The sequence below is a fragment of the Aquabacterium sp. genome (assembly GCF_035476535.1).
Classification (GTDB): domain Bacteria; phylum Pseudomonadota; class Gammaproteobacteria; order Burkholderiales; family Burkholderiaceae_C; genus Pseudaquabacterium.
Window position 1 is genome coordinate 1 of the sequence record NZ_DATILJ010000141.1, and the last position, 19822, is coordinate 19822.

Genomic DNA, 19822 nt, shown 5'->3' on the forward strand with positions numbered 1-19822 from the left:
GATCACCGCGACCGACGACGTGACGCTCAACTTGCGGCGCGGCGCGCGGCATGCGCTGATCGGCCCCAACGGGGCGGGCAAGACCACGCTGATCAATTTGCTGACGGGTGTGCTCGAGCCGACCGCGGGGCGGATCACGCTCGAAGGCCGCGACATCACGCGTCTGGCGCCGCACCAGCGCGTGGGCCTCGGCATGGTTCGCACCTTCCAGATCAACCAGCTGTTCAATTCGATGACGCCGCTGGAGACGCTGGCCCTCGTCGTGTCCCAGCATTCCGGCCTGGGCGGCCGCTGGTGGCGCAGCCTCGGTGCGAACGGCGCCGTTGCCGACCGCTGTGCAACGCTGCTCGATCAATTCCGCCTGACGGAAGTCGCGAACCAGCGTACCGAACATCTCGCGTACGGCAAGCGCCGTCTGCTGGAGATTGCCATCGCGTTGGCCTGCGAACCCCGCGTGCTGTTGCTGGACGAGCCCGTGGCGGGCGTACCCGCCGGTGAGCGCGAAGAGTTGCTGCAGACCGTCGCGGCTCTGCCGGCCGATGTATCGGTGCTGCTGATCGAACACGACATGGATCTCGTGTTCAGTTTCGCCAATCGCATGACGGTGCTCGTCAACGGCGCGGTGCTGACCGAAGGCGATCCCGACGAGATCGCCAACGACCCGCGGGTGAAAGCGGTCTATCTCGGCCATGGAGAAGAGGAGATGAGCGACGCTGGGCCGCCCCAAGGCGCGAAGGCCCCCTCGGGGGGCAGCGCAGCGGCCCCAGCCGCAAGCGTGGGGGCCACTTCTCATGGCTGAACTTTTGAAGGTCGACAACCTCAGCGCCGGGTATGGCGAGGCCGTGGTGCTGCACGGAGTTTCGCTCGCCCTGGGCGAGGGCCAGACTCTGGCCCTGCTGGGCCGCAACGGCACGGGGAAGACGACGCTGATCAACACGCTGGCCGGCGCCACGCGCCAGCATGGCGGCGCGATCACGCTCGGCGGTGCACCCCTGCACAAGCTGGCGCCGCACCAGCGCGCGGCGGCCGGCATCGGCTGGGTGCCGCAGGAGCGCAACATCTTCAAGTCGCTGACGGTGCATGAGAATCTTACGGCCGTGGCGCGCCCGGGCAAATGGACACCGGAGGGCGTCTACGCAATGTTCCCGCGGCTGGCGGAGCGCAAAACCAATCTCGGCACGCAGCTGTCCGGAGGCGAGCAGCAGATGCTGGCCGTGGGGCGAGCGCTGGTCGTCAACCCGCGCCTGTTGTTGCTGGACGAGCCGCTCGAGGGCTTGGCGCCGATCATCGTGGAAGAGCTGCTGCGCGCGATCCGCCGCATCACGCGCGAGGAGGGCCTGTCGGCCATCATCGTGGAGCAGCACCCGCAGGCCATCCTCGCCATCTCCGACGCCGCCGTGGTGCTGGATCGCGGCACGGTGGCGCACGCCGGCACTGCCCGCGAACTGCGCGAGCAGCCCGAGCTGCTCGACCGCCTGCTGGGCGTCGCGCGCTAGCTTTCGGATACATACGACGGCAACGAGGGCATAGCCAATGACTACGGGTGCGCTGGCATACTGAGCCGCGCGCCCAGCGTGACGGCGCGAGGGGAAAGCAATGGGCCAAATCCTCCGGCAGGAACCCGGGTTCAAGCGCAGCAGCTTCGTGCAGTCGTGCGCGTATTGCGGCGCGAGATTCGAAGTCCTGCTGTCGCGCCTGGCGGGTGAGGACGAACATGAAGACTATGCCTGCCCCGAGTGCAACAAAGGCTACACCACTCACGCTGCGTTGGCGCCGCTCGTGAGCCTGCTCGCCCACCGCAGCGACGGCAAGACCGACAGCTATCAAGAGACGATGTTCTAGGCTTTGGGAGCGCTTCGCTTCGGCAATGCGGCTGCGACGGCGAAGCACGCGCATGCGACCAGGCATCGCATGAGGTTGGCCGCGTTCCAATCGTCGCGGGCCCGCTGCCACTCCACAGGCGGCAACTGCGGATTCCACAGGGCCAGGGCATTGTTGATCGGTACGTTGACCTCGCGCGTGAGCAAGAAGACGCCCGCCGCATAGACCAGCGCGACGCCGAGCCACAGCGCCGCGTTGCGGCGGCGGCCGGCGACATAAAGAGCCAGTGCCGCCACAAACGGCGTGACGGCCGCGCCGAAGTACACCAACGCGAATGGAAGGTTGCGCACGGCTCGGTTGATGGCTTGCTGCGTGGTGATGTAGCCGTGGGCGTCGAGTTCGCGCATCGCGGGGGCGACGTCGACCGAGAACGCGAAGAAGAAGCCCGCCATGAGGCCGATGAGGCAGGTGGCGACGATTTGCAGGACGGTGGCGGCGAGTTTCATGAGCAGCTCCTTTGTTGTGGGACGCAGTCTGCCGAGGCTCGGTAAACGGCCTGCGAACAAAAATGAGCTGCGCGTTAGCCCGCGTTATGCGCATAATATGCGCATTTCCTCGCTGAGATGAATCCATGGCCACAAACGCTGCCACGGTGCGCAAGCGCCCCGTCAACCTGACGCTCAGCGACCGCTTGGTCGCCGAAGCGAAGAACCACACCAGCAACCTGTCTGCCACGGTGGAGGAGTTGCTCGCCGCATACGTGGTGGAGCAGCAGCAAGCCCGGAAGGGTCGCCAGCAGCTGGCCGATGCCAGCGCGGCCGACTGGAACGCCATGCACGACAAGGTGGGCTCGTTCGCAGACGGGCACTCCACCCTGTAATGGCGCAGTTCGACGTTCATCGCAACAAGGGTCCACTCAAAGAGTCCATCCCCTTCGTCGTTATCGTCCAGTCATCGCTGTTCGACCGGTATCGCCGGCGAATGGTTGTGCCTCTGGTGCGCCGAACGACCCTGCCTGCCGGGACGGTGGCCGCAGGTACGCGGCTGAATCCGGTCTTCAATGTCAAGGGCGCCAGCGTGGTGTTGCATCCATTGGACATGGTGTCCGTCGCTCTGGATCAACTGGGCGCCAAGGTGGATTCGCTGGCCGAACAGGGCCAGACGATCGCCGACGCTTTGGACGAACTGCTCACGCGCTCCTGGGGTTGAAAAGAAAAAGCGCCCCGGAGGGCGCTTTCGAAGGCATGGATTGCGGAGGATTCCGAAGGAAATTCCTTCGGAATCGGGCCGCAATGACAGACTTACAGCGTATCGATGAAGCTACGCAGCTTGTCCGAACGGCTCGGGTGCTTCAGCTTGCGCAGCGCCTTCGCTTCGATCTGGCGAATCCGCTCACGCGTCACGTCGAACTGCTTGCCGACTTCTTCCAGCGTGTGGTCCGTGCTCATCTCGATGCCGAAGCGCATGCGCAGCACCTTGGCTTCGCGCGGCGTCAGCGAGTCGAGGATGTCCTTGACCACGTCGCGAAGGCCGGCCTGCATGGCGGCCTCGATGGGCGCCGTGTTGGCCTGGTCCTCGATGAAGTCGCCCAGATGCGAGTCGTCGTCGTCGCCGATCGGCGTTTCCATGGAGATCGGCTCTTTGGCGATCTTCATGATCTTGCGGATCTTGTCTTCCGGAATCTCCATCTTCGCCGCCAGGATGCCTGCGTCCGGCTCGAAGCCGAATTCCTGCAAGTGCTGGCGCGAGATGCGGTTCATCTTGTTGATCGTCTCGATCATGTGCACCGGGATGCGGATCGTGCGGGCCTGGTCCGCGATCGAACGCGTGATCGCCTGGCGAATCCACCACGTGGCGTAGGTCGAGAACTTGTAGCCGCGGCGGTATTCGAACTTGTCCACCGCCTTCATCAGGCCGATGTTGCCTTCCTGGATCAGGTCCAGGAACTGCAGGCCGCGGTTGGTGTATTTCTTGGCGATGGAAATCACCAGGCGCAGGTTGGCCTCGATCATTTCCTTCTTCGCGTCGCGGCTGGCCTTCTCGCCCGCATTCATCTTGCGGTTGATTTCCTTCAGGTCGTCCAGCGGCACGACAGCATGGATCTGCAGGTCGATCAGCTTCTGCTGCAACTCCTGGATCGCCGGCAGGTTGCGGCCCATGATCGCGCTGTAGTTCTTGGCGGCATGGATTTCCTTCTCGGCCCACTTCAGGTTCAGGATGTTGGGCGGGAAGGTCTTGATGAAGTGATCCTGCGGCATGCCGCAGCGGTCGACCACGATCTTGCGGATCTCGCGTTCGAAACGGCGCACGTCGTCGACCTGCGAGCGCAACACATCGCACAGCCGCTCAATCGTCTTCACCGTGAAGCGGACCTTCATCAGGTCCTCGGTCAGCACATGCTGAGCCTTGCTGTAGGCCGGCGAGTTGTAGCCTTCCTTCTCGAAGGCCTTGCGCATCTTCTCGAAGTGCACACGCACGGTGCCAAACTTCTCCAGCGCCTGCGACTTCAGCTCCTCGAGCTTCTTCGTCAGCGCCTTGCTGCCGCCTTGGCCGTCGTCGTCGTCTTCTTCGTCGAACTCGTCGAAGTCTTCTTCGGCCACGTAGTCGTCGGCCTCGTCGTCGGACACGAAGCCGTCGACGACCTCGGAGATCTGCATCTCGCCGGCGCCGATGCGGTCGGCCATGGCCAGGATCTCGGCGATGGTCTTGGGCGAGGCCGAGATGGCCTGCATCATCGACTGCAGGCCGCCTTCGATGCGCTTGGCAATCTCGATTTCGCCTTCACGCGTCAGCAGCTCGACCGAGCCCATTTCGCGCATGTACATGCGCACCGGGTCGGTGGTGCGGCCGAACTCGGAGTCGACCGTCGACAGCGCTGCTTCGGCGGCTTCTTCGGCCTCTTCTTCGGTGGCGGTGGTGGTGCTGCCGCCGGCGATCAGCAGCGTTGCCGCATCCGGCGCCTGCTCATAGACCGCGATGCCCATGTCGTTGAGCATCGACACGATGGCTTCGAGGATTTCGTTCTCGACCAGCTTTTCGGGCAGGTGGTCGTTGATTTCCTGGTGCGTCAGGAAGCCCCGCGTCTTGCCCATCTTGATGAGCGTTTTCAGCTCCAGGCGGCGCTTGGCGACTTCTTCTTCGGTGAGCGTGGTTTCGTCCAGGCCGAACTCGCGCATCAGCGCACGTTCCTTGGCCCGCGACACCTTCATGCGCAGCGGCTTGGCCTTGGCCTCGACCGTGCCTTCTTCGGCGACTTCGACTTCCGGTTCGCCGGCGAACTCAGCCTCGATGTCGGTCAGGTCTTCCTCTTCGGCCTTCGGCAGTTCCTTGCCTTTGGCGGCGGGCTTGCCGGCCTTGGCGGCGGGCTTGGCGCTGGCCTTGGTTTCGGTTTTTGCGGCCGGCTTGGCGGCTGCCGTGGGCTTGGTGGTCTCGACCGCCGTCTTGCCAGCGGCCTTGGCCTGGGCCGGAACAGGGGCCGGGGCGGGCGCGGGTGCGTGGGGCTGGGCGGGAGCGTCGGTCTTCTTGGCGTTCATGCGGTTCCTTGCGCGATAGTCTGAATGTTGGCGCCGAGCCCGATCGACCGATGGGCCACGCGATGCGTCGCCCGACCTTGCTGACACGACATGGTAAGTGCCGCGGCGACAACGCCCCCGGGGGCCCCCGGATTGGTGGATACGGTTCGGCTGGGCAAGTTCGCGTGGACGTCTTTGATGTGCAGCCCTTGCGGGTAAGGGTGGCCTTATCGCTATGCGTACCCTTGTCGAGGGTGGCCGGGGCCCGGAGGTGCTGCCGTCACTCTTGCCAATGCAACCAACTGAGCATTATCGGCGACTCGGTTGGATCCGTCAAAGTCGACAGGGTCAAACGGTGCCCAAGGGCACCTTCTTCATCGCGGACTGAAGGTCCAGCAGTTGCTGGCGTCGTGCCGTGGCGGCGTCCGACAGTTCGCTGCCCGACTCCATCAACCAGTTCAACTCGTCGGCCACGGCACGCAGGCGCAAGCGGTGCAGCACCGAGGCCATCAGCGGCCGGGGGTCCTCGTCGTCGACTTCGTGAAAGCCGCGGATGCGCGTGAGCAGAGGGCGCTGTGACTCCGCATCGGCGTCGCGCTCCAGTTCATCGAGCAAGGCCGCCATGGCGACCGGGCCATGGTCATGCACCACGCGCTCCAGCGCGGCAAAGAAGCCGGCGTAGGGTGCGGGTTGGCCGGCCAGGAATTCATGGTCGTCGGCGGACAGGTCCAGCCAGACGCCGGCATGCTGGGCCAGCAGCCAGGCGGCGCGGTCCAACAGGGTGGCGGTTTGCGGCGGCGCGCGGCCGGTGCTCATCGGTCGCGCGCGCACCTGCGGCGTGGCCGGGCCGGCCCCAGCGTCGTCGCGCTGGCGGCGCGCTGCGGCACGCTCGGCCCGGCGTGCCCAGTGCGCACCGAGCACCTCCAGCGCCACGCCGCCGCGCTGCGCCAGTTCGGACACCAGTTGTTCGCGCAGCAGGCCATCGGGCAGCAAGGCGATCAGCGGCTGGGCCTGGCTCAGCATCTTCGAGCGGCCCTCGGCGGTGGCCAGGTCGCAGTCGGTCGCCGCGTGCACCATCAACTGGGCGGACAGCGGCACGGCCTGGGCCACCGCCTTGTCGAAAGCTTCGGGCCCGAGCTCGCGCACATACGAATCCGGGTCATGCTCGGCGGGCAGGAACAGGAAGCGGATCGTGCGCAGGTCGGTGGCGTGCGGCAGCGCCGCTTCCAGCGCGCGCGCGGCGGCACGGCGGCCGGCGGCGTCGCCATCGAAGCTGAAGACCACCGAATCGGTGAAGCGGAACAGCTTGGCCACGTGCTCGGCTGTGCAGGCCGTGCCCAGCGTGGCCACCGCGTTCGGGAAGTCCCATTGCGCCAGCGCCACCACGTCCATGTAGCCTTCGACGACCAGCGCGTAGCCCTTGTCGCGCAGTGCCTGCCGCGCTTCGTACAGGCCGTAGAGTTCTTGCCCCTTGTGGAAGACCGGCGTCTCGGGCGAATTCAGGTACTTCGGCTCGCCCTGATCGAGCACCCGCCCGCCGAAGCCGATGACTTCGCCGCGCACCGAACGAATCGGGAACATGATGCGGTCGCGAAAGCGGTCGTAGCGTTTCTGCTCGGCTTCGCTCAAGCCCTCGTCCAGGCCTTGCACGATCACCAGCCCGGCTTCGGCCAGTTGCGGGTCGTCGTAGCGCGGGAAGACGCTGGCCAGCGTGCGCCAGCCGTCCGGTGCATAACCCAGGCCGAAGCGTGCGGCGATGGCCCCGCTCAGGCCCCGGCGCTTCAGGTAGTCGATGGCACGCGGACTGGCCTTCAGCGCCTGGCGGTAGTGCTCGCCGGCCTTGGCCAGCAGATCGCTCAGGCCGGCGCGCTGCTCTCGTTCCTGCGCGGCGCGGGCGCGGTCTTCGGGGCTCGCCGAATCTTCGGGCACCTGCAGGCCGGCCTGTTGGGCCAGGTCGCGCACGGCGTCCATGAAGCCGATGCCGGTTTGTTCGGTGATGAAGCGGATCGCGTCGCCATGCGCGCCGCAACCGAAGCAGTGGTAGGTCTGGCGCGAGGGGCTGACGATGAAGCTCGGTGTCTTCTCGCCGTGGAAGGGGCACAGGCCCTTGTGGTTGATGCCGGCCTTCTTCAGATCGACCTGGCGGCCGACCACCTCGACGATGTCGACACGGGCCAGCAGATCCTGGATGAAACCTTGGGGCAGCACCAGGGGAGTCTAGCGAAGGGGCACGGAACGGCGTGTGCCGGGGCCTCGCGAGCCCGGGCATGACGATGCGCAGGTCACAGTTCCGACGACTGCACGCGTGTCACCGGCCCGATCGTGCCGGCCACCCCGGGCGCCGCCGTCAGCGCGAACAGGCCTCGCCAGTCCCGCACCCAGCCGGCCACCTCGGTGGCCGGCATCGGCGAGGCGATGCCGGCGCCCTGACCGATCTCGCAGCCCATGTCGAGCAGCATGCGGGCCTGGGCCGGCGTTTCGACGCCCTCGGCGACGGCGATGCAATCGAAAGTGCGGGCCAGGCTGATCACGCCTTCGACGATGGCCCGGTCTTGCGCGTCGGCCAGCATGTTGTGCACGAAGGAGCGGTCGATCTTCAGCACCTGCACCGGCAGGCGCTTCAGGTAGGTGAGGGTGGAATAACCGGTGCCGAAGTCGTCCAGCGCCCAGCGCACGCCGAGCTTGCCGCAGCGTTCCAGCAGGGCCGAGGTGAAGCTGATGTCGGTGAGCGCCGCAGTTTCCAGCACCTCGAGTTCCAGTTTCGGGCCCAGCGGGCGTGAATGGCGCGCCAGCAACTCGGCCAGCCGCTGCGCGAAGTCGGGCTCCTGCAGGTGTCGCGCCGAGATGTTGACGCTGACCGTGAGGTCCAGGCCCGAGGCTGTCCAGGCGTCGAGCTGATCGAGTGCGCGGGCCAGCACGTGGTCGCCGATGCGGGCCGACAGCCCCGTGTGTTCGATCAGCGGCAGGAACTGCGCCGGCGGCACCACGCCATGGTCCGGGTGGTTCCAGCGCAGCAAGGCTTCGAAGCCGAGCACGACGCCGCGTTTCAGATCGACCTTGGGCTGGTAGTACAGCGTCAGTTCGTCGCGGTCCAGCGCGTCCTGCACGCGGCCGATGGCCATCACACGTTCTTCGGTGCGGCGGCTGTGTTCGGTGTCGAAGAACAGGTAGCCGTTGCGGCCGGATTGCTTGGCGCCGTACATCGCGTGGTCGGCGTGGCGCAGCAAGGTGTCGGCGTCGCTGCTGTCCAGCGGGTAGATCGTGGCGCCGACGCTGGCGGTGACGACGATCGGGTCGCCGCCTGGCGTGACGATGAACGGTTGCGCAACGACGCGCAGCACGCGTTCCACGGCCGCCCGCGCTTCATCGACCGTGCCGGCGCGCAGCAGCAGCGCGAACTCGTCGCCGCCCAGCCGCGCCGCGACATCCGACCACACCGTGCCACGGGCGCGCAGGGCGGTGCGCAGCCGGGTCGCCAGCTCGGCCAGCAGACGGTCGCCGGCCTGGTGCCCGAAACGCTCGTTGATGGCCTTGAAGTGATCGAGGTCGAGGTAGCACACCGCCATCAGGTAGCCTTCGCGATCGGTCGAGACCATCGCATCGGCGAGCAGCTGGCTCAGGCGGGCGCGGTTGGGCAGCCGCGTCAATTCGTCGAAATTGGCCTGGCGCTCCAGGCGCTCGCGCTGCAGGCGCTGCTCGGTGACGTCGCTGACCACCAGCACGTGGTAGCGCAGCGCGCCGTCCGGCCCGTGCACCGCCGACACGGTGACATGCAGCGCGCAGGGGTCGCCGCCGCGCCGGCGTTCGACCAGCTCACCGACCCAGTTGCCGCTGCTGCGCAGCGCCGCCCACAGGCTGGCCTGCTGCTGGCGGCTGATGGCATCCGGCGCCACCGGCTGCAACAGGCTGGGCACGGTGCCCAGCAGCTCGTCGCGCGGCACGCCCGTGATCTTCGAGTAGGTGGGGTTGGCGTCGATCACGCGGAATTCGGCATCGGTGATCAGCAGGCCTTCATGCAGGTGCATGAACAGGTTCGACGACAGCTGCTGCCGGTCTTCCGCGCTGCGCCGCGCGCCGATGTCGGACAGCGAGGCCACCACCCGCACCGGGGCGCCGGTGGCATCGCGCTCGACGACGATCACGTGCACGTCGAACCAGCACCAGCCGTCGCGCACGCGCACCCGTGCTTCATGGCGCAGGCCGGCGCCTTTCGGGCTGTCCACCGAGGCCAAAGCGCTGCGCAGCGCAGCGCGCTCGTCGGGGTGCACGCGGGCGAGCCAGCGGTCGATGGTCGAGGTCTGCGAGCTGTCCGGCTCGTCCATCAGCGCGCGCCAGCGCGGCGAGGTGAAACCATCGCCGGTGCGCAGGTTCCAGTCGGCCACGCCGAGGTCCGAGCCGTCGAGCGCCAGTTGCCAGCGTTCTTCCAGGCGCGCCAGTTCGCCGATCAGCACATGCGGCAGCAGCACCAGCCCGAGCAGCGCCGTGATGTAGGCCCACAACAGCGTGGGTTGCACGCCGCTGACGCCATTGGCCACACTGGAAGCGAAGGGGCCGACGCCCGCCGCCGTGGCGGCCAGCAAGCCGCTGGCCAGCGCAAACATGCTGCCGGAGGCCAATGCCAGGCCGCTGCGCATGGCCAGCCAGCACAGCAGTACGGGCGGCACGACGAACCAGGCCAGTGCCGCATGGCCCAGCCAGCGCTGGCCCAGCATGCCGGCGACCGCAGCGCCGAGACTGCCCAGCAGCAATCCCAGCGTGGTGACGCGGCGGTGGCCTTCGAAGGCCCGTGCCCAACTGCTGGCGCCGAAACACAACAAGGGCACACCAGCGACCAGCAGGCCCAGCGTGTCGCCAATCCACCACTGGAACCACACGGCCGGCAGGTCCAGCGCGCTGATGCGGCCGCCGGCGGCCAGCCAGATCGCGCCGTTGGCGGCACTGACCAAGGTGCCGGCGCCGGCACCCGCGCCGATCAGCAAACCGAGGTCGCGCCGCTGCTCCAAGCGACGGTTGAAGCCGGCGCGGTCCATCCAGCGCGCGGCAATCCAGGGTCCGGCCGTGCTGCCCAGCGTGATGGCCAGCGCCAGCCAGGGGCGGGCGCCGGCGGCCAGGCCGACCAGCAAGCCGCCAAAGGCCACGGCCGGCACATAGGCCTGGCCCCAGCGCACCAGTGCCGCCAGCGCGATGCCGGCGGGCAGCCAGACGGCAGTGACGTGCGGCGAAACGCCCGGGAACGACAACGCCAGGCGGCCCGCTGCGACGAAAGCCAGCACCACGAGCAGCGATCGCCAGCCCCACCGCAGCAGTGAGGCAGCGGCGGGCGGAAGATCCTGGAAAAGGGGTCGGAGCAAGGGGTGGCCGATCAGCGCGGGCGATTCATTGATGCTAGTCGCATCGCACAGGGGCGCTTCTGTGCGGGCACACGATCAAGCGGCCCCTGAATGGGGCGGTGTTGAACGACCGGCGCGGCCTCAGATCGTGAAGTCTTCGACCTTGCGCCCGGCGGCCACCGCAGCCTTCAACCACTTGGGTTGCAGACCCCGGCCGGACCAGGTTTCACCGGTGGCGGCATTGCGGTACTTGGGAGCCACCTTGCTGCCGGCGGCCTTGGTGCGCGGCGCGCTGGCCTTGCCGGCGATGTCCGCCGCCGTCAGGCCGAACTCGGCCATCAGCGATTTGACCTTGGCGATGGCCGATGACCGCTCTTCGCGCTGGGCGTCGGCAATTTTCTTTTCAATCTCGGCGCGCTGAGCCAGCAGGTCTTGCAGCGAAGTCATTCAAGGTCTCCTCATGAAATGAACGCCGCAGTATAGAGGTGCCGCTCGAAACCCCTGTTCGTGGTTTGCACCCGGTCGCAAAAAAGACCCTGAGCCGGCCGGGCGCATACCCTCAGGCGCTGGGCGGCACATAGCCGGTGGGTTGGTCGACGCCCTCGCCGAAGAAAAAGCGCTCCATCTGCCGGGCGAGATACTGCCGGGCTCGCTGGTCGGCCAGATTCAGCCGGTTCTCGTTGACCAGCATGGTCTGGTGCTTCATCCACGCGGCCCAGGCTTCCTTGCTGACGTTGTCGTAGATGCGTTTGCCCAGCTCGCCGGGATACATCGCAAAATCAAGGCCTTCGGCTTCCTTCTTCAAGTAAACACAATTGACGGTACGGGCCATGTCGATAACTCCTTCAGATTCCGGATGACCGGGCCGATCAGCCCAGTTTCTTGACCAGCACTTGCGAGCGCCGGTCCCAGTTGTATTTACGCTTGCGGGCATCAGGCAGCCATTCCGGATCGACCTGCACAAACCCGCGCTTGATGAACCAGTGCATTGTGCGCGTGGTCAGCACGAAGATACTGTCCATGCCCAGCGTGCGCGCGCGCTGCTCGATGCGCTTCAGAATGCGCTCGCCGTCGCCCTGGCTCTGCACCTGCGGTGAAACAGTGAGCGCCGCCATTTCACCGGTGCGCGCTTCGGGATAAGGATAGAGCGCAGCGCAGCCGAATATCACACCATCGTGTTCGATGACGGTGTAGTAGGCAATATCACGTTCGATCTCGGTGCGCTCGCGGCGCACCAGCGTGCCGTCGCGCTCGAAGGGTTCGATCAACTGCAGGATGCCGCCGACATCGTCGGCCGTGGCCTCGTGCAGCGATTCGAGCTTTTCGTCGACCACCATCGTGCCGATGCCGTCGTGGGTGAACACCTCCTGCAGGATGGCGCCATCAACACCGAAGGGCAGGATGTGCGAGCGCTCGACGCCGGCCTCGCAGGCCTTTACGCAGTAGCGCAGGTAGAAGGCCAGATCGGTGGGCCGGTTGGGCGCCGGCAGCGCGGCGAGCAGGCGCTTGGCATCGGCCAGCGCCAGTTCGGTGTCGATCGGGCTCTCCGGATCGTTCTGGTCTTCGTGGATGCCGTCGATTTCGGTCAGGAACAACAACTTGTCCGCCTGCAATGCCACCGCCGTGGCCGTGGCCACATCTTCCATCGACAGGTTGAAAGCTTCGCCGGTGGGCGAGAAGCCGAAGGGGCTGAGCAGCACCAGCGCATCGATGTCGATGGCGCGCCGGATCGACGCCGAATCGACCCGCCGCACGACGCCGCTGTGCATGAAATCGACGCCATCGACAATGCCGACCGGCCGCGCGGTGAGGAAGTTGCCGGACACCACGCGCACCGTGGCATTGGCCATCGGCGTGTTCGGCAGGCCTTGCGAGAACGCCGCCTCGATCTCGAAGCGCAACTGGCCGGCGGCTTCCTGCGCGCAGTCCAGCGTCACTGCATCGGTGATGCGGGTGCCGCCGCTGTAGCGCGAGGCATGGCCCTTGGCGGCCAGTTGCTCGTTGACCTGCGGGCGGAAGCCATGCACCAGCACCAGCTTGATGCCCATCGCATGCAGGATCGCCAGGTCTTGCACGAAGGCGTTCAGTCGGCCGGCGGCGATCAACTCACCGGCCATGCCGACGACAAAGGTCTTGCCGTGGTACATGTGGATGTACGGCGCGACCGCGCGAAACCACGGAATGAAGGTGTGCGGAAAGACCAGGCTCATGGTGCCCGCGATTGTGCCGCAGGGCCCCCGGGCCAAGTTCCGCGAAGGCCTTGCCCCTGCCTTGCCGCGCCTGGGCTCGGCCTGACGCGCTCAGTACAGCTTGACGGCGTTGACCGAGGTGACGGTCGGGTTGGCCACCTCGTTGGTCAATGCTTTCAGCACTTCGAAGTACATGGCGGCCGCTTCTTGGGCCGTGGCCCGCATCTTCATCTGCCCGATCATCGCGGCGGTGATGGCGGAAGCGGGGGCAACCAGATCTTTTTCAATGTGGTGCATGGTCGCCTTTCAGGGGACTGAAGCCACTGTAGTCCTGTTCGCTGCGCTGTGCGGCGAGGGCCGCACAAGCACCTTGCGCGGTGATGGCGCCGCGCTGCGAAACACCCGGTCCCAGAAGCCGCTGGTCACGCCGTAACACGTGGCTTGGCCCTGGTGGTGATGCCGTGCATGCCAGCGCTTGCGCTGCTTGAGCCACGCACCACCGGCGCGCCAGTGGTGTGTGGCATGGTGCGTGATGCCGTAGGCCAGGTAACCGGTCAGCACACCGAGCGTCAGCGCGCAGGCGGGCCACAGGCCCAGGGCCAGCCACGCCGGCACGAACACCAGTGCGAAGATCAGCGCGGCCGTGGCCCATGTCGGTGTGAAGATCAGGGCGCCGGGGCGATGGTGGTGTGCCTGATGCCAGCGGATGAACGGCTGCAGGCCGTGCATCACGAAGCGATGCACCAGGTATTCGATCAATGTCCACGCGGCCAGGCCGGTGAGCACCAGCGCCGACAAGACCGGCGCGTGACCTGCCGGGCCGGCCCGGAGCAGCAGCGCAGCCAGCGCCAGCACCGCGGCACCATACAGCGCCATGTCGGCCTTGTAGGCCCAGCGGCCCGGCTCCAGCGTGAACAGCTGCCGTGCGGCGCTCACGCGCTCGCCGGGTAGCGCCGGCCGTCATCGGTCGACAGCGCGTCGGGAGTGTCTTGCGGCAGCACCAGGTCGCGGCTGCTGTCCTCCACCGCCCAGGCCTGGATCATCGGCGCCTGCGAACGCACGCCGCCGAAGATCGTCGCGAAGGCCACGTCAGCCGCATCGCGACCGGTGCCCAGGCGCACCAGGCCCATCGGGATGGCGGTGCCGGAGGGGTCGAAGAGGTACCAGCGGTCGCCCAGGTACACCTCCACGTAGGCATGGAAGTCGGGCGGGCCTAGCGCCGGATCGGCGCCGTAGTCGGTGCCGGTGGCAAAGCGCGCGGGAATGCTGACGGCGCGGCACAGCGCGATCATCAGGTGCGCGAAGTCGCGGCAGACGCCGACCCGCTCAATCAGCGTGTCCACCGCCGAGGTGTTGGCGTTGGTGGTGTTCGATGTGAAGGTCACCCGTTGGTGCACCCAGTCGCGGATGGCCTGCACGCGGCGGTAGCCCTGCTGCAGCGTGCCGAACTCGGCGATGGCCAGCTTGCCCAGGCGGTCTGATTGGCAGTAACGGCTGGGGTACAGGTAGCCGATCACTTCCGGTGGTAGCTTGCACACCGGAACCTCCGGGATCTGCGACGGGTCGGCGCGGTAATGCGTCAGGTCCACGGTCGCGGAGTAGGTCAGCATCAGTTCGCCCGGCGCCGCGCGCAGCCGCAGGTAGCGGTTGCCGGTCACCGGGTCGGCGTGCAGCAGCGGCGAGCATTGCTGGCTCAGCATCAGCCTCTCGCCGGACAGCGCCTGGCTCGGCGTCTGGGCGCAGTGCACATTGAAGATGAAGTCGGCGCCATAGGCGTCGATCTCGTAGCGAAGATCGACTTGCAGTTGGATGCGGATCATGGTGCGGGCGGGTGCCAGAGTGCGACAAAGCGCCCCGGCGTCCGATGAAGGACGCCGGGGCGCTGTCAGGTCAAGGGTCAGGCGAGATGTGTTGCTTTCGGCGGGCGCCGGCTCAGCTGAACCACGAATCCGTCGCCCTGCGCTGCCATTCAGTCAGCTGGCGTTCGGCTTCATCCTTGGCAACGCCGTAACGCTCCTGGATCTTGCCGGCCAGTTGTTCACGACGGCCGGCAATCACATCGAGGTCGTCGTCGGTCAGTTTGCCCCATTGCGCCTTGGCGTGGCCCGTCAGTTGCTTCCAGTTGCCTTCGATGCGGTCCCAGTTCATGGTGAACTCCTTGGTCTCACGGACGAACCGTGATCTCGTTCTTCACATGCTTGACGCCGTTGACCTTCCAGGCCAGCGACTCGGCGGTGGTCTTCTCGGTCATGTTCTTGGCGAAGCCCGACAGCATCACGGTGCCATTCAGCGTCTCGACGCGGATGCTCGTGCCATCCACTTCCTTGTTGTCGATCATGCGGGCCTTGACGGCCGTGGTGATGGCCGTGTCGTCGACGTAGGCGCCCACGGTTTCCTGGCCGCGCGTGACGGCACAGCCCGAGGCGGTGACCAGCGTGACGGCGATGAAGGCGGCGGTGAATGCGGTACGTGTGTTCATGGTGTGTCCTATCGGGTGAAGTGAGTGGCTGGTGGGTGTGGGGAATCGAGCCTGGCCCGTCAGTCTTCGGCGAGCCAGGTGCTCAGCTCTTCGGCATGCTCCTGTTCATCGCTCAGGATGTCCTCGAACAGGCGGCGCGTGGTGATGTCCTTCTCGCCGACCAGCGTGATCATCTGGCTGTAGCTTTCGATGGCCACGCGCTCGGCGATCAGGTTGGCCTTGATCATCGATTTCAGGTCGGTCGAGTCGTCGTACTCGGCGTGGCTGCGCTGGCTCAGCGAGTCGGGCGAAAAGTCCGGTTCGCCGCCCAGTTGCACGATGCGCTTGGCCAGGCGGTCGGCATGCGCCGACTCCTCGTTGGCGTGCACCAGGAACTCTTCGGCGATCTTGGGCGAAGCCAGGCCGGCCGCGGTGAAGTGGTGCCGCTTGTAGCGCAGTACGCACACCAGTTCGGTGGCCAGCGAGTCGTTCAGCAGCTTCAGGATGTCCTTGCGCCATGGTGCGCTGTGCGGGGTGACCGCGCCATCGTCCAGGCTGTGGCGGGCAGCCTCGATCGCTGCTTCGTCCAGGGCCATGTGGCCAGCGTCCAGCAGCGGCAGTTGCTTGATCTTCACGGATTCAGCCTTGTGATTCATGCGGGCTCCTGAGGTGAGGGGCTGAGGGGGCCGGTGATCAGCGGCGCGAGCGCACCGGCTGATCGTTCTCGGCGATGTAGATCTCCACGCGGCGGTTCAGCGCGCGGTTGGTTTCGGTGTTGTTCTCGGCGACGGGATAGTCCTTGCCGTAGCCGGCCACGGCCATGCGCTGGCCGGCGACGCCCAGGCCGATCAAGGCAGTGTCCACCGCTTGGGCACGGTTGCGCGACAGCGTCTCGTTGGCGCCGGCCGAGCCGATGTTGTCGGTGTGGCCTTCGATCAGGATGCGGCGGTTCGGGTACTGCTGCAGAAAGTCGGCCAGCTTGCGCAGCGAGCCTTGCGCGGCCGGCTTCACCTCGGCACGGTTGAACTCGAACAGCACGTCACCCAAGGTCACCAGCATGCCGCGGTCGGTCTGCTTGGCTTGCATGTCGTTCAGCCGCTGTTGCAGCACGGCCGTCTGGGCCTGGGCGTCGGCGGTGCCGGCCTGGGCCATCGCGGCCTGCGTTTCGGCATTGCTGGCGCGCTGCTCCGATGCAACGGCCTGCTGGCGCGCCACGCCGGTGCGCACGTCGGCCGCGTTGGCCTGGGCTTGTGCCATGCCCGCCTGGGCCTTGGCACGATTGGCCTCGATGGTGCGCATGTCGCCGCGGGCGCGCTCACGCTCCACCTCGGCGCCGGCGATGGCGGCATCGCCGGCCTTGGCATGGGCGATGGCCATCGCGGTCTTCGCCTGCTGGCTCGCGACGTGCGCGACACTGCTGATCTCGACCGTCGATTCACCCTTGGCCTGCAGCGCATTGGCGCGGTTCAGCGAGTCGGTGGCTTTCTTCAACTCCAGCGGCGCGAGCGACAGCACGCCGGCATCGGACTCCGCAGTGCGCACGGTGGCACGGGCCTCCACCAAGGCAGCCGGCGGTTGGGCCGTGGTCGCGCAGGCGCCGAGCAGCAGGCTGCCCAGCAAGGCGCTCATCGTGAGGCTGCGGTTCATGGTGGTGGTCTCCAGGGACTTCGGGGCGGCGGCGGCAATGGACGAACGGGCGGCGTTCACTTGCGGGCCATTTCTTCGCGCAGTTGGCGCAGGCCTTCGCGCACCTCGGCCAGCGCCTTGTCGGAGCGCACCGAGCGGGCCTGGGCTTCGGCCAGCGTGGCGTCGGCTTCGGCCTGTTCCGCCAACTGGCGGGCCAGCACGTAATCCTTGTTCGCGTAGGCCATGTTGGCCTGGGCGATCTTGCCGCGCGCGGCGGCCAGCTCGATGGGCGCTTCCGACGCCGCGGGGCCGTTGGCGCGCTCCACCGCGGCACGGCCGACCGCCAGCTCGGCGCTGGGCGGCGGCGTGCTGGCGCAGGCGGACAGCAACACCAGGATGACGGCGGCAAGCAGCGTGGCTTGCGGCAGTGGCCGGCCGGTCCGGATCTTGTTGTTCATGGGGTGCCCCATCTCGGTTTGGCTTCGGCGACCAGCGGCTGGCGAATCGCCCGTGCCGTGCCGAAGTGATGAGGAGCATGGTCGTCGCCGTACCCGCTCAGGTCCATCGGACGAGCTCGCCAACGCGTGTGGGAATGGGACTACAGCAGCCCGGTGCCGATGGACCGGTGCGCTAGCGAACATACGCGGCGTGCGTTGCTGCCTATACTGAGAACAGCCGCTGCACCCGCAGACGCGCTGTTGCGGGCCGAAGAGCGGCCCGGTGCCGGCACCCGGGAGGTCCGCGATGGAATATCCGCTCGATCCCCGTTCCAACCAACTGCTGGCGTCCTTGCCCGCCGACGAGTGGCGGCGCTGGATGCCGCAGCTGGAAGCCGTCGACATGCCGCTGGGCCAAGTGCTCTATGAGTCGGGCAGCACGCTCAGCCATGTGTACTTCCCGAGCACCGCGATCGTCTCGCTGCTGTATGTGATGGAGAACGGCGCCTCGGCCGAGATTGCCGTGGTCGGCAACGAAGGCATCGTCGGCATCTCGCTGTTCATGGACGGCAACTCCACGCCCAGCCGGGCCGTGGTGCAAAGCGCCGGCCAGGGCCTGCGGCTGAAGGCGCAGACGATGAAGGAAGAGTTCGACCGTGCCGGCGCGGTGATGCACCTGCTGCTGCGCTACACGCAGGCGCTGATCACGCAGATGGCGCAAACAGCGGTGTGCAACCGCCACCATTCGCTGGACCAGCAGCTGTGTCGCTGGCTGCTGCTGAGCCTGGACCGGCTGCGCGGCAACGAACTGGTGATGACGCAGGAACTGATCGCCAACATGCTGGGCGTGCGCCGAGAAGGGGTTACCGCCGCAGCGCTGAAGCTGCAGGAAGTGGGGCTGATCCGCTATGCCCGCGGCCGCATCGCGGTGCTCGATCGGCAGGGGCTGGAGCAGCGCACCTGCGAGTGCTACGGTGTCGTCAAGAAGGAATACGACCGGCTGCTGCCGGCGAGCATCGCGTCCTGAAAGCGGCGCGGCTCATTTGCGGCCGCCAAATGCCAGCAGCAGCCCGCCGACAACGATGGCGCCGACGCCGGCCCATACCGGCACATTGACGGTTTGTTTTTCCTTCACCGACAACTCGATCGGCCCGATCTTGGCCTGGTGGGTTTCCTTGGTGAAGCTGAAGCTGCCGTACACCAGGGCCAGCACGCCGGCGGCGATCAACGCCAGGGCGACCATCTTGGCTGCGTTCATTTTGTCTCCAATCCTTCGGTGGGGGAGCGCGGCTTGGCCGACAAGGCCGCCGCCGGGTTCGGCGCCGGCTTGGCGTGGCGGGCGCTTGCCGCGGTGTACCACGGATCCTGAGCCTGGCGTTCATAGGCGAGGATCAAGCGCCGCGCTTCGTCCATCGCCACGCCATAGCGCCGCTGCACGCGGCCGGCCAACTGCGCGCGGCGGCCCGCGGCGGCGCAGCGTTCGCTGCGCAGCAGCAGCCCGATGCGCGTGACCAATTTGCCCAGGCCCTGCCGGCACAAGCCCTCCACCCGGTCCCAGGCGATCGGCATGCCCTTGGGCAGGGTATCGAGGTAGTACCAAGGCGAGTTCATGGGGCAGGTCCTGAGCGTTGCGGGCAGTGAAGTGGCACGTTGTGCCCGGCTGTGTGCGCTGACAGACAGTCACGCAGCGCCGTCGTGTCCACACTGCGCGAATGACCGCCCCCGAGAACCAGCTGATTGCGCTGTTGCCGCGCAAGGACCGTTTGCGCCTGCATGCCGTCAGCGAACCGTGGCCGCTGCTGCTGGCCGAGGTGTTGAACGAGCCGGGCCGGCTCACGCGCCATGTGTACTTTCCCACCGCCGGCTTCGTCTCGCTGGTGACCTTGATCGAAGGCCATCCGGGTCTGGAGATCGGCATGGTCGGCCGCGAAGGCATGCTCGGCGCGCAACTGGCGCTGGGCGTGGCCGCGACACCCTTGCGTGCGCTCGTGCAGGGTTCTGGCGAAGCCTGGCGCCTGACGGCCGTTGCCTTCCGCAACGCGCTGGCCGACAGCGTTGCGCTGCAGCGCGTGCTGGGCCGCTACCTGTATGTGCGCATGGCGCAACTGGCCTCGGCCGCTGCCTGCCTGCGCTTCCACATGATCGAACCGCGCCTGGCCCGCTGGCTGCTGATGAGCCAGGACCGGGCCGGTACAGACAGTTTCCATGTCACGCACGAGTTCCTGGCGTACATGCTGGGCGTGCGCCGCGTCGGCATCACGGTCGCGGCCGGCAGCCTGCAGCGCGGCGGGCTGATTGCCTACCACCGCGGCATGCTGACGGTGCTGAACCGCGCGGGGCTTGAAGCCGCCGCATGCGCTTGCTACGCTGCCGATCAGCGGGTGCATGCGGCCTGGCTGTCCACGCCGGTGGCCCCCGCACCTGGCGCATGATGTCCAAAAGACGCGGC

General features: G+C 67.0%; 24 protein-coding genes. 7 read left to right on the top strand and 17 right to left on the bottom strand.

Features of this window, described 5'->3' with window-relative positions:
- The first annotated feature begins 1 nt into the window (after position 1).
- The 3 genes from VLK61_RS13850 to VLK61_RS13860 all read left to right on the top strand — a co-directional run bounded on the left by VLK61_RS13850 (position 2) and on the right by VLK61_RS13860 (position 1842).
- Positions 2-799, top strand: coding sequence for an ABC transporter ATP-binding protein (locus VLK61_RS13850; RefSeq protein ID WP_325422129.1), 798 nt, complete (start codon positions 2-4; stop codon positions 797-799).
- Entirely contained in the window at positions 792-1496 is a 705-nt protein-coding gene (locus VLK61_RS13855) for an ABC transporter ATP-binding protein (RefSeq protein ID WP_325422131.1), read from the top strand. Before VLK61_RS13850 ends, VLK61_RS13855 begins: the two co-directional genes overlap by 8 nt.
- A gap of 100 nt (positions 1497-1596) precedes the next feature.
- Positions 1597-1842: a hypothetical protein gene (locus tag VLK61_RS13860; protein WP_325422132.1), complete on the top strand. Its 246-nt coding sequence runs from the start codon at positions 1597-1599 to the stop codon at positions 1840-1842.
- On the opposite strand, the gene VLK61_RS13865 is transcribed toward VLK61_RS13860, so the two are convergent.
- Positions 1839-2327 carry a DUF1772 domain-containing protein gene (locus VLK61_RS13865; protein WP_325422137.1) on the bottom strand — a complete coding sequence of 163 codons (489 nt, stop codon included), beginning with the start codon at positions 2325-2327 and terminating at the stop codon, positions 1839-1841. The genes VLK61_RS13860 and VLK61_RS13865 overlap by 4 nt on opposite strands.
- 125 nt (positions 2328-2452) lie before the next feature.
- Here VLK61_RS13865 and VLK61_RS13870 point away from each other — a divergent pair, with 125 nt between their 5' ends.
- A complete protein-coding gene (locus VLK61_RS13870; RefSeq protein WP_325422139.1) occupies positions 2453-2701 on the top strand; it encodes a type II toxin-antitoxin system CcdA family antitoxin in 249 nt (82 codons plus the stop codon).
- Positions 2701-3030, top strand: a complete 330-nt coding sequence (locus VLK61_RS13875) for a CcdB family protein (RefSeq protein ID WP_325422141.1) — start codon at positions 2701-2703, stop codon at positions 3028-3030. Before VLK61_RS13870 ends, VLK61_RS13875 begins: the two co-directional genes overlap by 1 nt.
- Before the next feature lie 92 nt (positions 3031-3122).
- Here the strand turns inward: VLK61_RS13875 and rpoD are convergent, their stop codons facing one another.
- The 14 genes from rpoD to VLK61_RS13945 all read right to left on the bottom strand — a co-directional run bounded on the left by rpoD (position 3123) and on the right by VLK61_RS13945 (position 17394).
- The gene (gene rpoD / locus VLK61_RS13880; protein ID WP_325422143.1) at positions 3123-5354 is read right to left on the bottom strand and encodes an RNA polymerase sigma factor RpoD; all 2232 of its coding nucleotides are present in this window, start codon (positions 5352-5354) and stop codon (positions 3123-3125) included.
- 327 nt (positions 5355-5681) lie between these two features.
- On the bottom strand, positions 5682-7544 hold the full coding sequence (gene dnaG, locus VLK61_RS13885; protein WP_325422261.1) for a DNA primase: 1863 nt from the start codon (positions 7542-7544) through the stop codon (positions 5682-5684).
- A 71-nt stretch (positions 7545-7615) separates the two neighbouring features.
- Positions 7616-10684: a bifunctional diguanylate cyclase/phosphodiesterase gene (locus tag VLK61_RS13890; protein ID WP_325422145.1), complete on the bottom strand. Its 3069-nt coding sequence runs from the start codon at positions 10682-10684 to the stop codon at positions 7616-7618.
- A 120-nt stretch (positions 10685-10804) separates the two neighbouring features.
- A complete protein-coding gene (locus VLK61_RS13895; RefSeq protein WP_325422147.1) occupies positions 10805-11110 on the bottom strand; it encodes an H-NS histone family protein in 306 nt (101 codons plus the stop codon).
- 112 nt (positions 11111-11222) lie between these two features.
- Positions 11223-11495 (bottom strand): oxidative damage protection protein, encoded by a 273-nt coding sequence (locus VLK61_RS13900; RefSeq protein WP_325422149.1) that lies wholly within the window; start codon positions 11493-11495, stop codon positions 11223-11225.
- A 37-nt stretch (positions 11496-11532) separates the two neighbouring features.
- Positions 11533-12873 carry an amino-acid N-acetyltransferase gene (gene argA / locus VLK61_RS13905; protein WP_325422151.1) on the bottom strand — a complete coding sequence of 447 codons (1341 nt, stop codon included), beginning with the start codon at positions 12871-12873 and terminating at the stop codon, positions 11533-11535.
- A gap of 90 nt (positions 12874-12963) precedes the next feature.
- On the bottom strand, positions 12964-13149 hold the full coding sequence (locus VLK61_RS13910; RefSeq protein WP_325422153.1) for a hypothetical protein: 186 nt from the start codon (positions 13147-13149) through the stop codon (positions 12964-12966).
- 9 nt (positions 13150-13158) lie between these two features.
- Positions 13159-13788 carry a sterol desaturase family protein gene (locus VLK61_RS13915; RefSeq protein ID WP_325422155.1) on the bottom strand — a complete coding sequence of 210 codons (630 nt, stop codon included), beginning with the start codon at positions 13786-13788 and terminating at the stop codon, positions 13159-13161.
- Positions 13785-14672, bottom strand: a complete 888-nt coding sequence (locus VLK61_RS13920; protein WP_325422157.1) for a transglutaminase-like domain-containing protein — start codon at positions 14670-14672, stop codon at positions 13785-13787. The genes VLK61_RS13915 and VLK61_RS13920 overlap by 4 nt, the downstream gene beginning before the upstream one ends.
- Before the next feature lie 112 nt (positions 14673-14784).
- Positions 14785-15000 (bottom strand): CsbD family protein, encoded by a 216-nt coding sequence (locus VLK61_RS13925; protein ID WP_325422159.1) that lies wholly within the window; start codon positions 14998-15000, stop codon positions 14785-14787.
- Positions 15001-15016: 16 nt separating this feature from the next.
- A complete protein-coding gene (locus tag VLK61_RS13930) occupies positions 15017-15331 on the bottom strand; it encodes a BON domain-containing protein (RefSeq protein ID WP_325422161.1) in 315 nt (104 codons plus the stop codon).
- Between the two features lie 59 nt (positions 15332-15390).
- A complete protein-coding gene (locus VLK61_RS13935) occupies positions 15391-15966 on the bottom strand; it encodes a ferritin-like domain-containing protein (protein ID WP_325422163.1) in 576 nt (191 codons plus the stop codon).
- Between the two features lie 37 nt (positions 15967-16003).
- Complete coding sequence (locus VLK61_RS13940; RefSeq protein ID WP_325422165.1) at positions 16004-16957, bottom strand: OmpA family protein; 954 nt, start codon at positions 16955-16957, stop codon at positions 16004-16006.
- Positions 16958-17013: 56 nt separating this feature from the next.
- Positions 17014-17394, bottom strand: coding sequence for a DUF4398 domain-containing protein (locus tag VLK61_RS13945; protein ID WP_325422167.1), 381 nt, complete (start codon positions 17392-17394; stop codon positions 17014-17016).
- A 286-nt stretch (positions 17395-17680) separates the two neighbouring features.
- Between VLK61_RS13945 and VLK61_RS13950 the strand changes: the two genes are divergently transcribed.
- Positions 17681-18400, top strand: coding sequence for a Crp/Fnr family transcriptional regulator (locus VLK61_RS13950; protein ID WP_325422169.1), 720 nt, complete (start codon positions 17681-17683; stop codon positions 18398-18400).
- A 12-nt stretch (positions 18401-18412) separates the two neighbouring features.
- Here VLK61_RS13950 and VLK61_RS13955 read toward each other — a convergent pair whose 3' ends face one another.
- Positions 18413-18631: a hypothetical protein gene (locus VLK61_RS13955; protein ID WP_325422171.1), complete on the bottom strand. Its 219-nt coding sequence runs from the start codon at positions 18629-18631 to the stop codon at positions 18413-18415.
- A complete protein-coding gene (locus VLK61_RS13960) occupies positions 18628-18984 on the bottom strand; it encodes a CsbD family protein (RefSeq protein WP_325422172.1) in 357 nt (118 codons plus the stop codon). Before VLK61_RS13960 ends, VLK61_RS13955 begins: the two co-directional genes overlap by 4 nt.
- Before the next feature lie 101 nt (positions 18985-19085).
- Between VLK61_RS13960 and VLK61_RS13965 the strand changes: the two genes are divergently transcribed.
- Positions 19086-19805, top strand: a complete 720-nt coding sequence (locus VLK61_RS13965) for a Crp/Fnr family transcriptional regulator (protein WP_325422173.1) — start codon at positions 19086-19088, stop codon at positions 19803-19805.
- Positions 19806-19822: the final 17 nt, after the last annotated feature.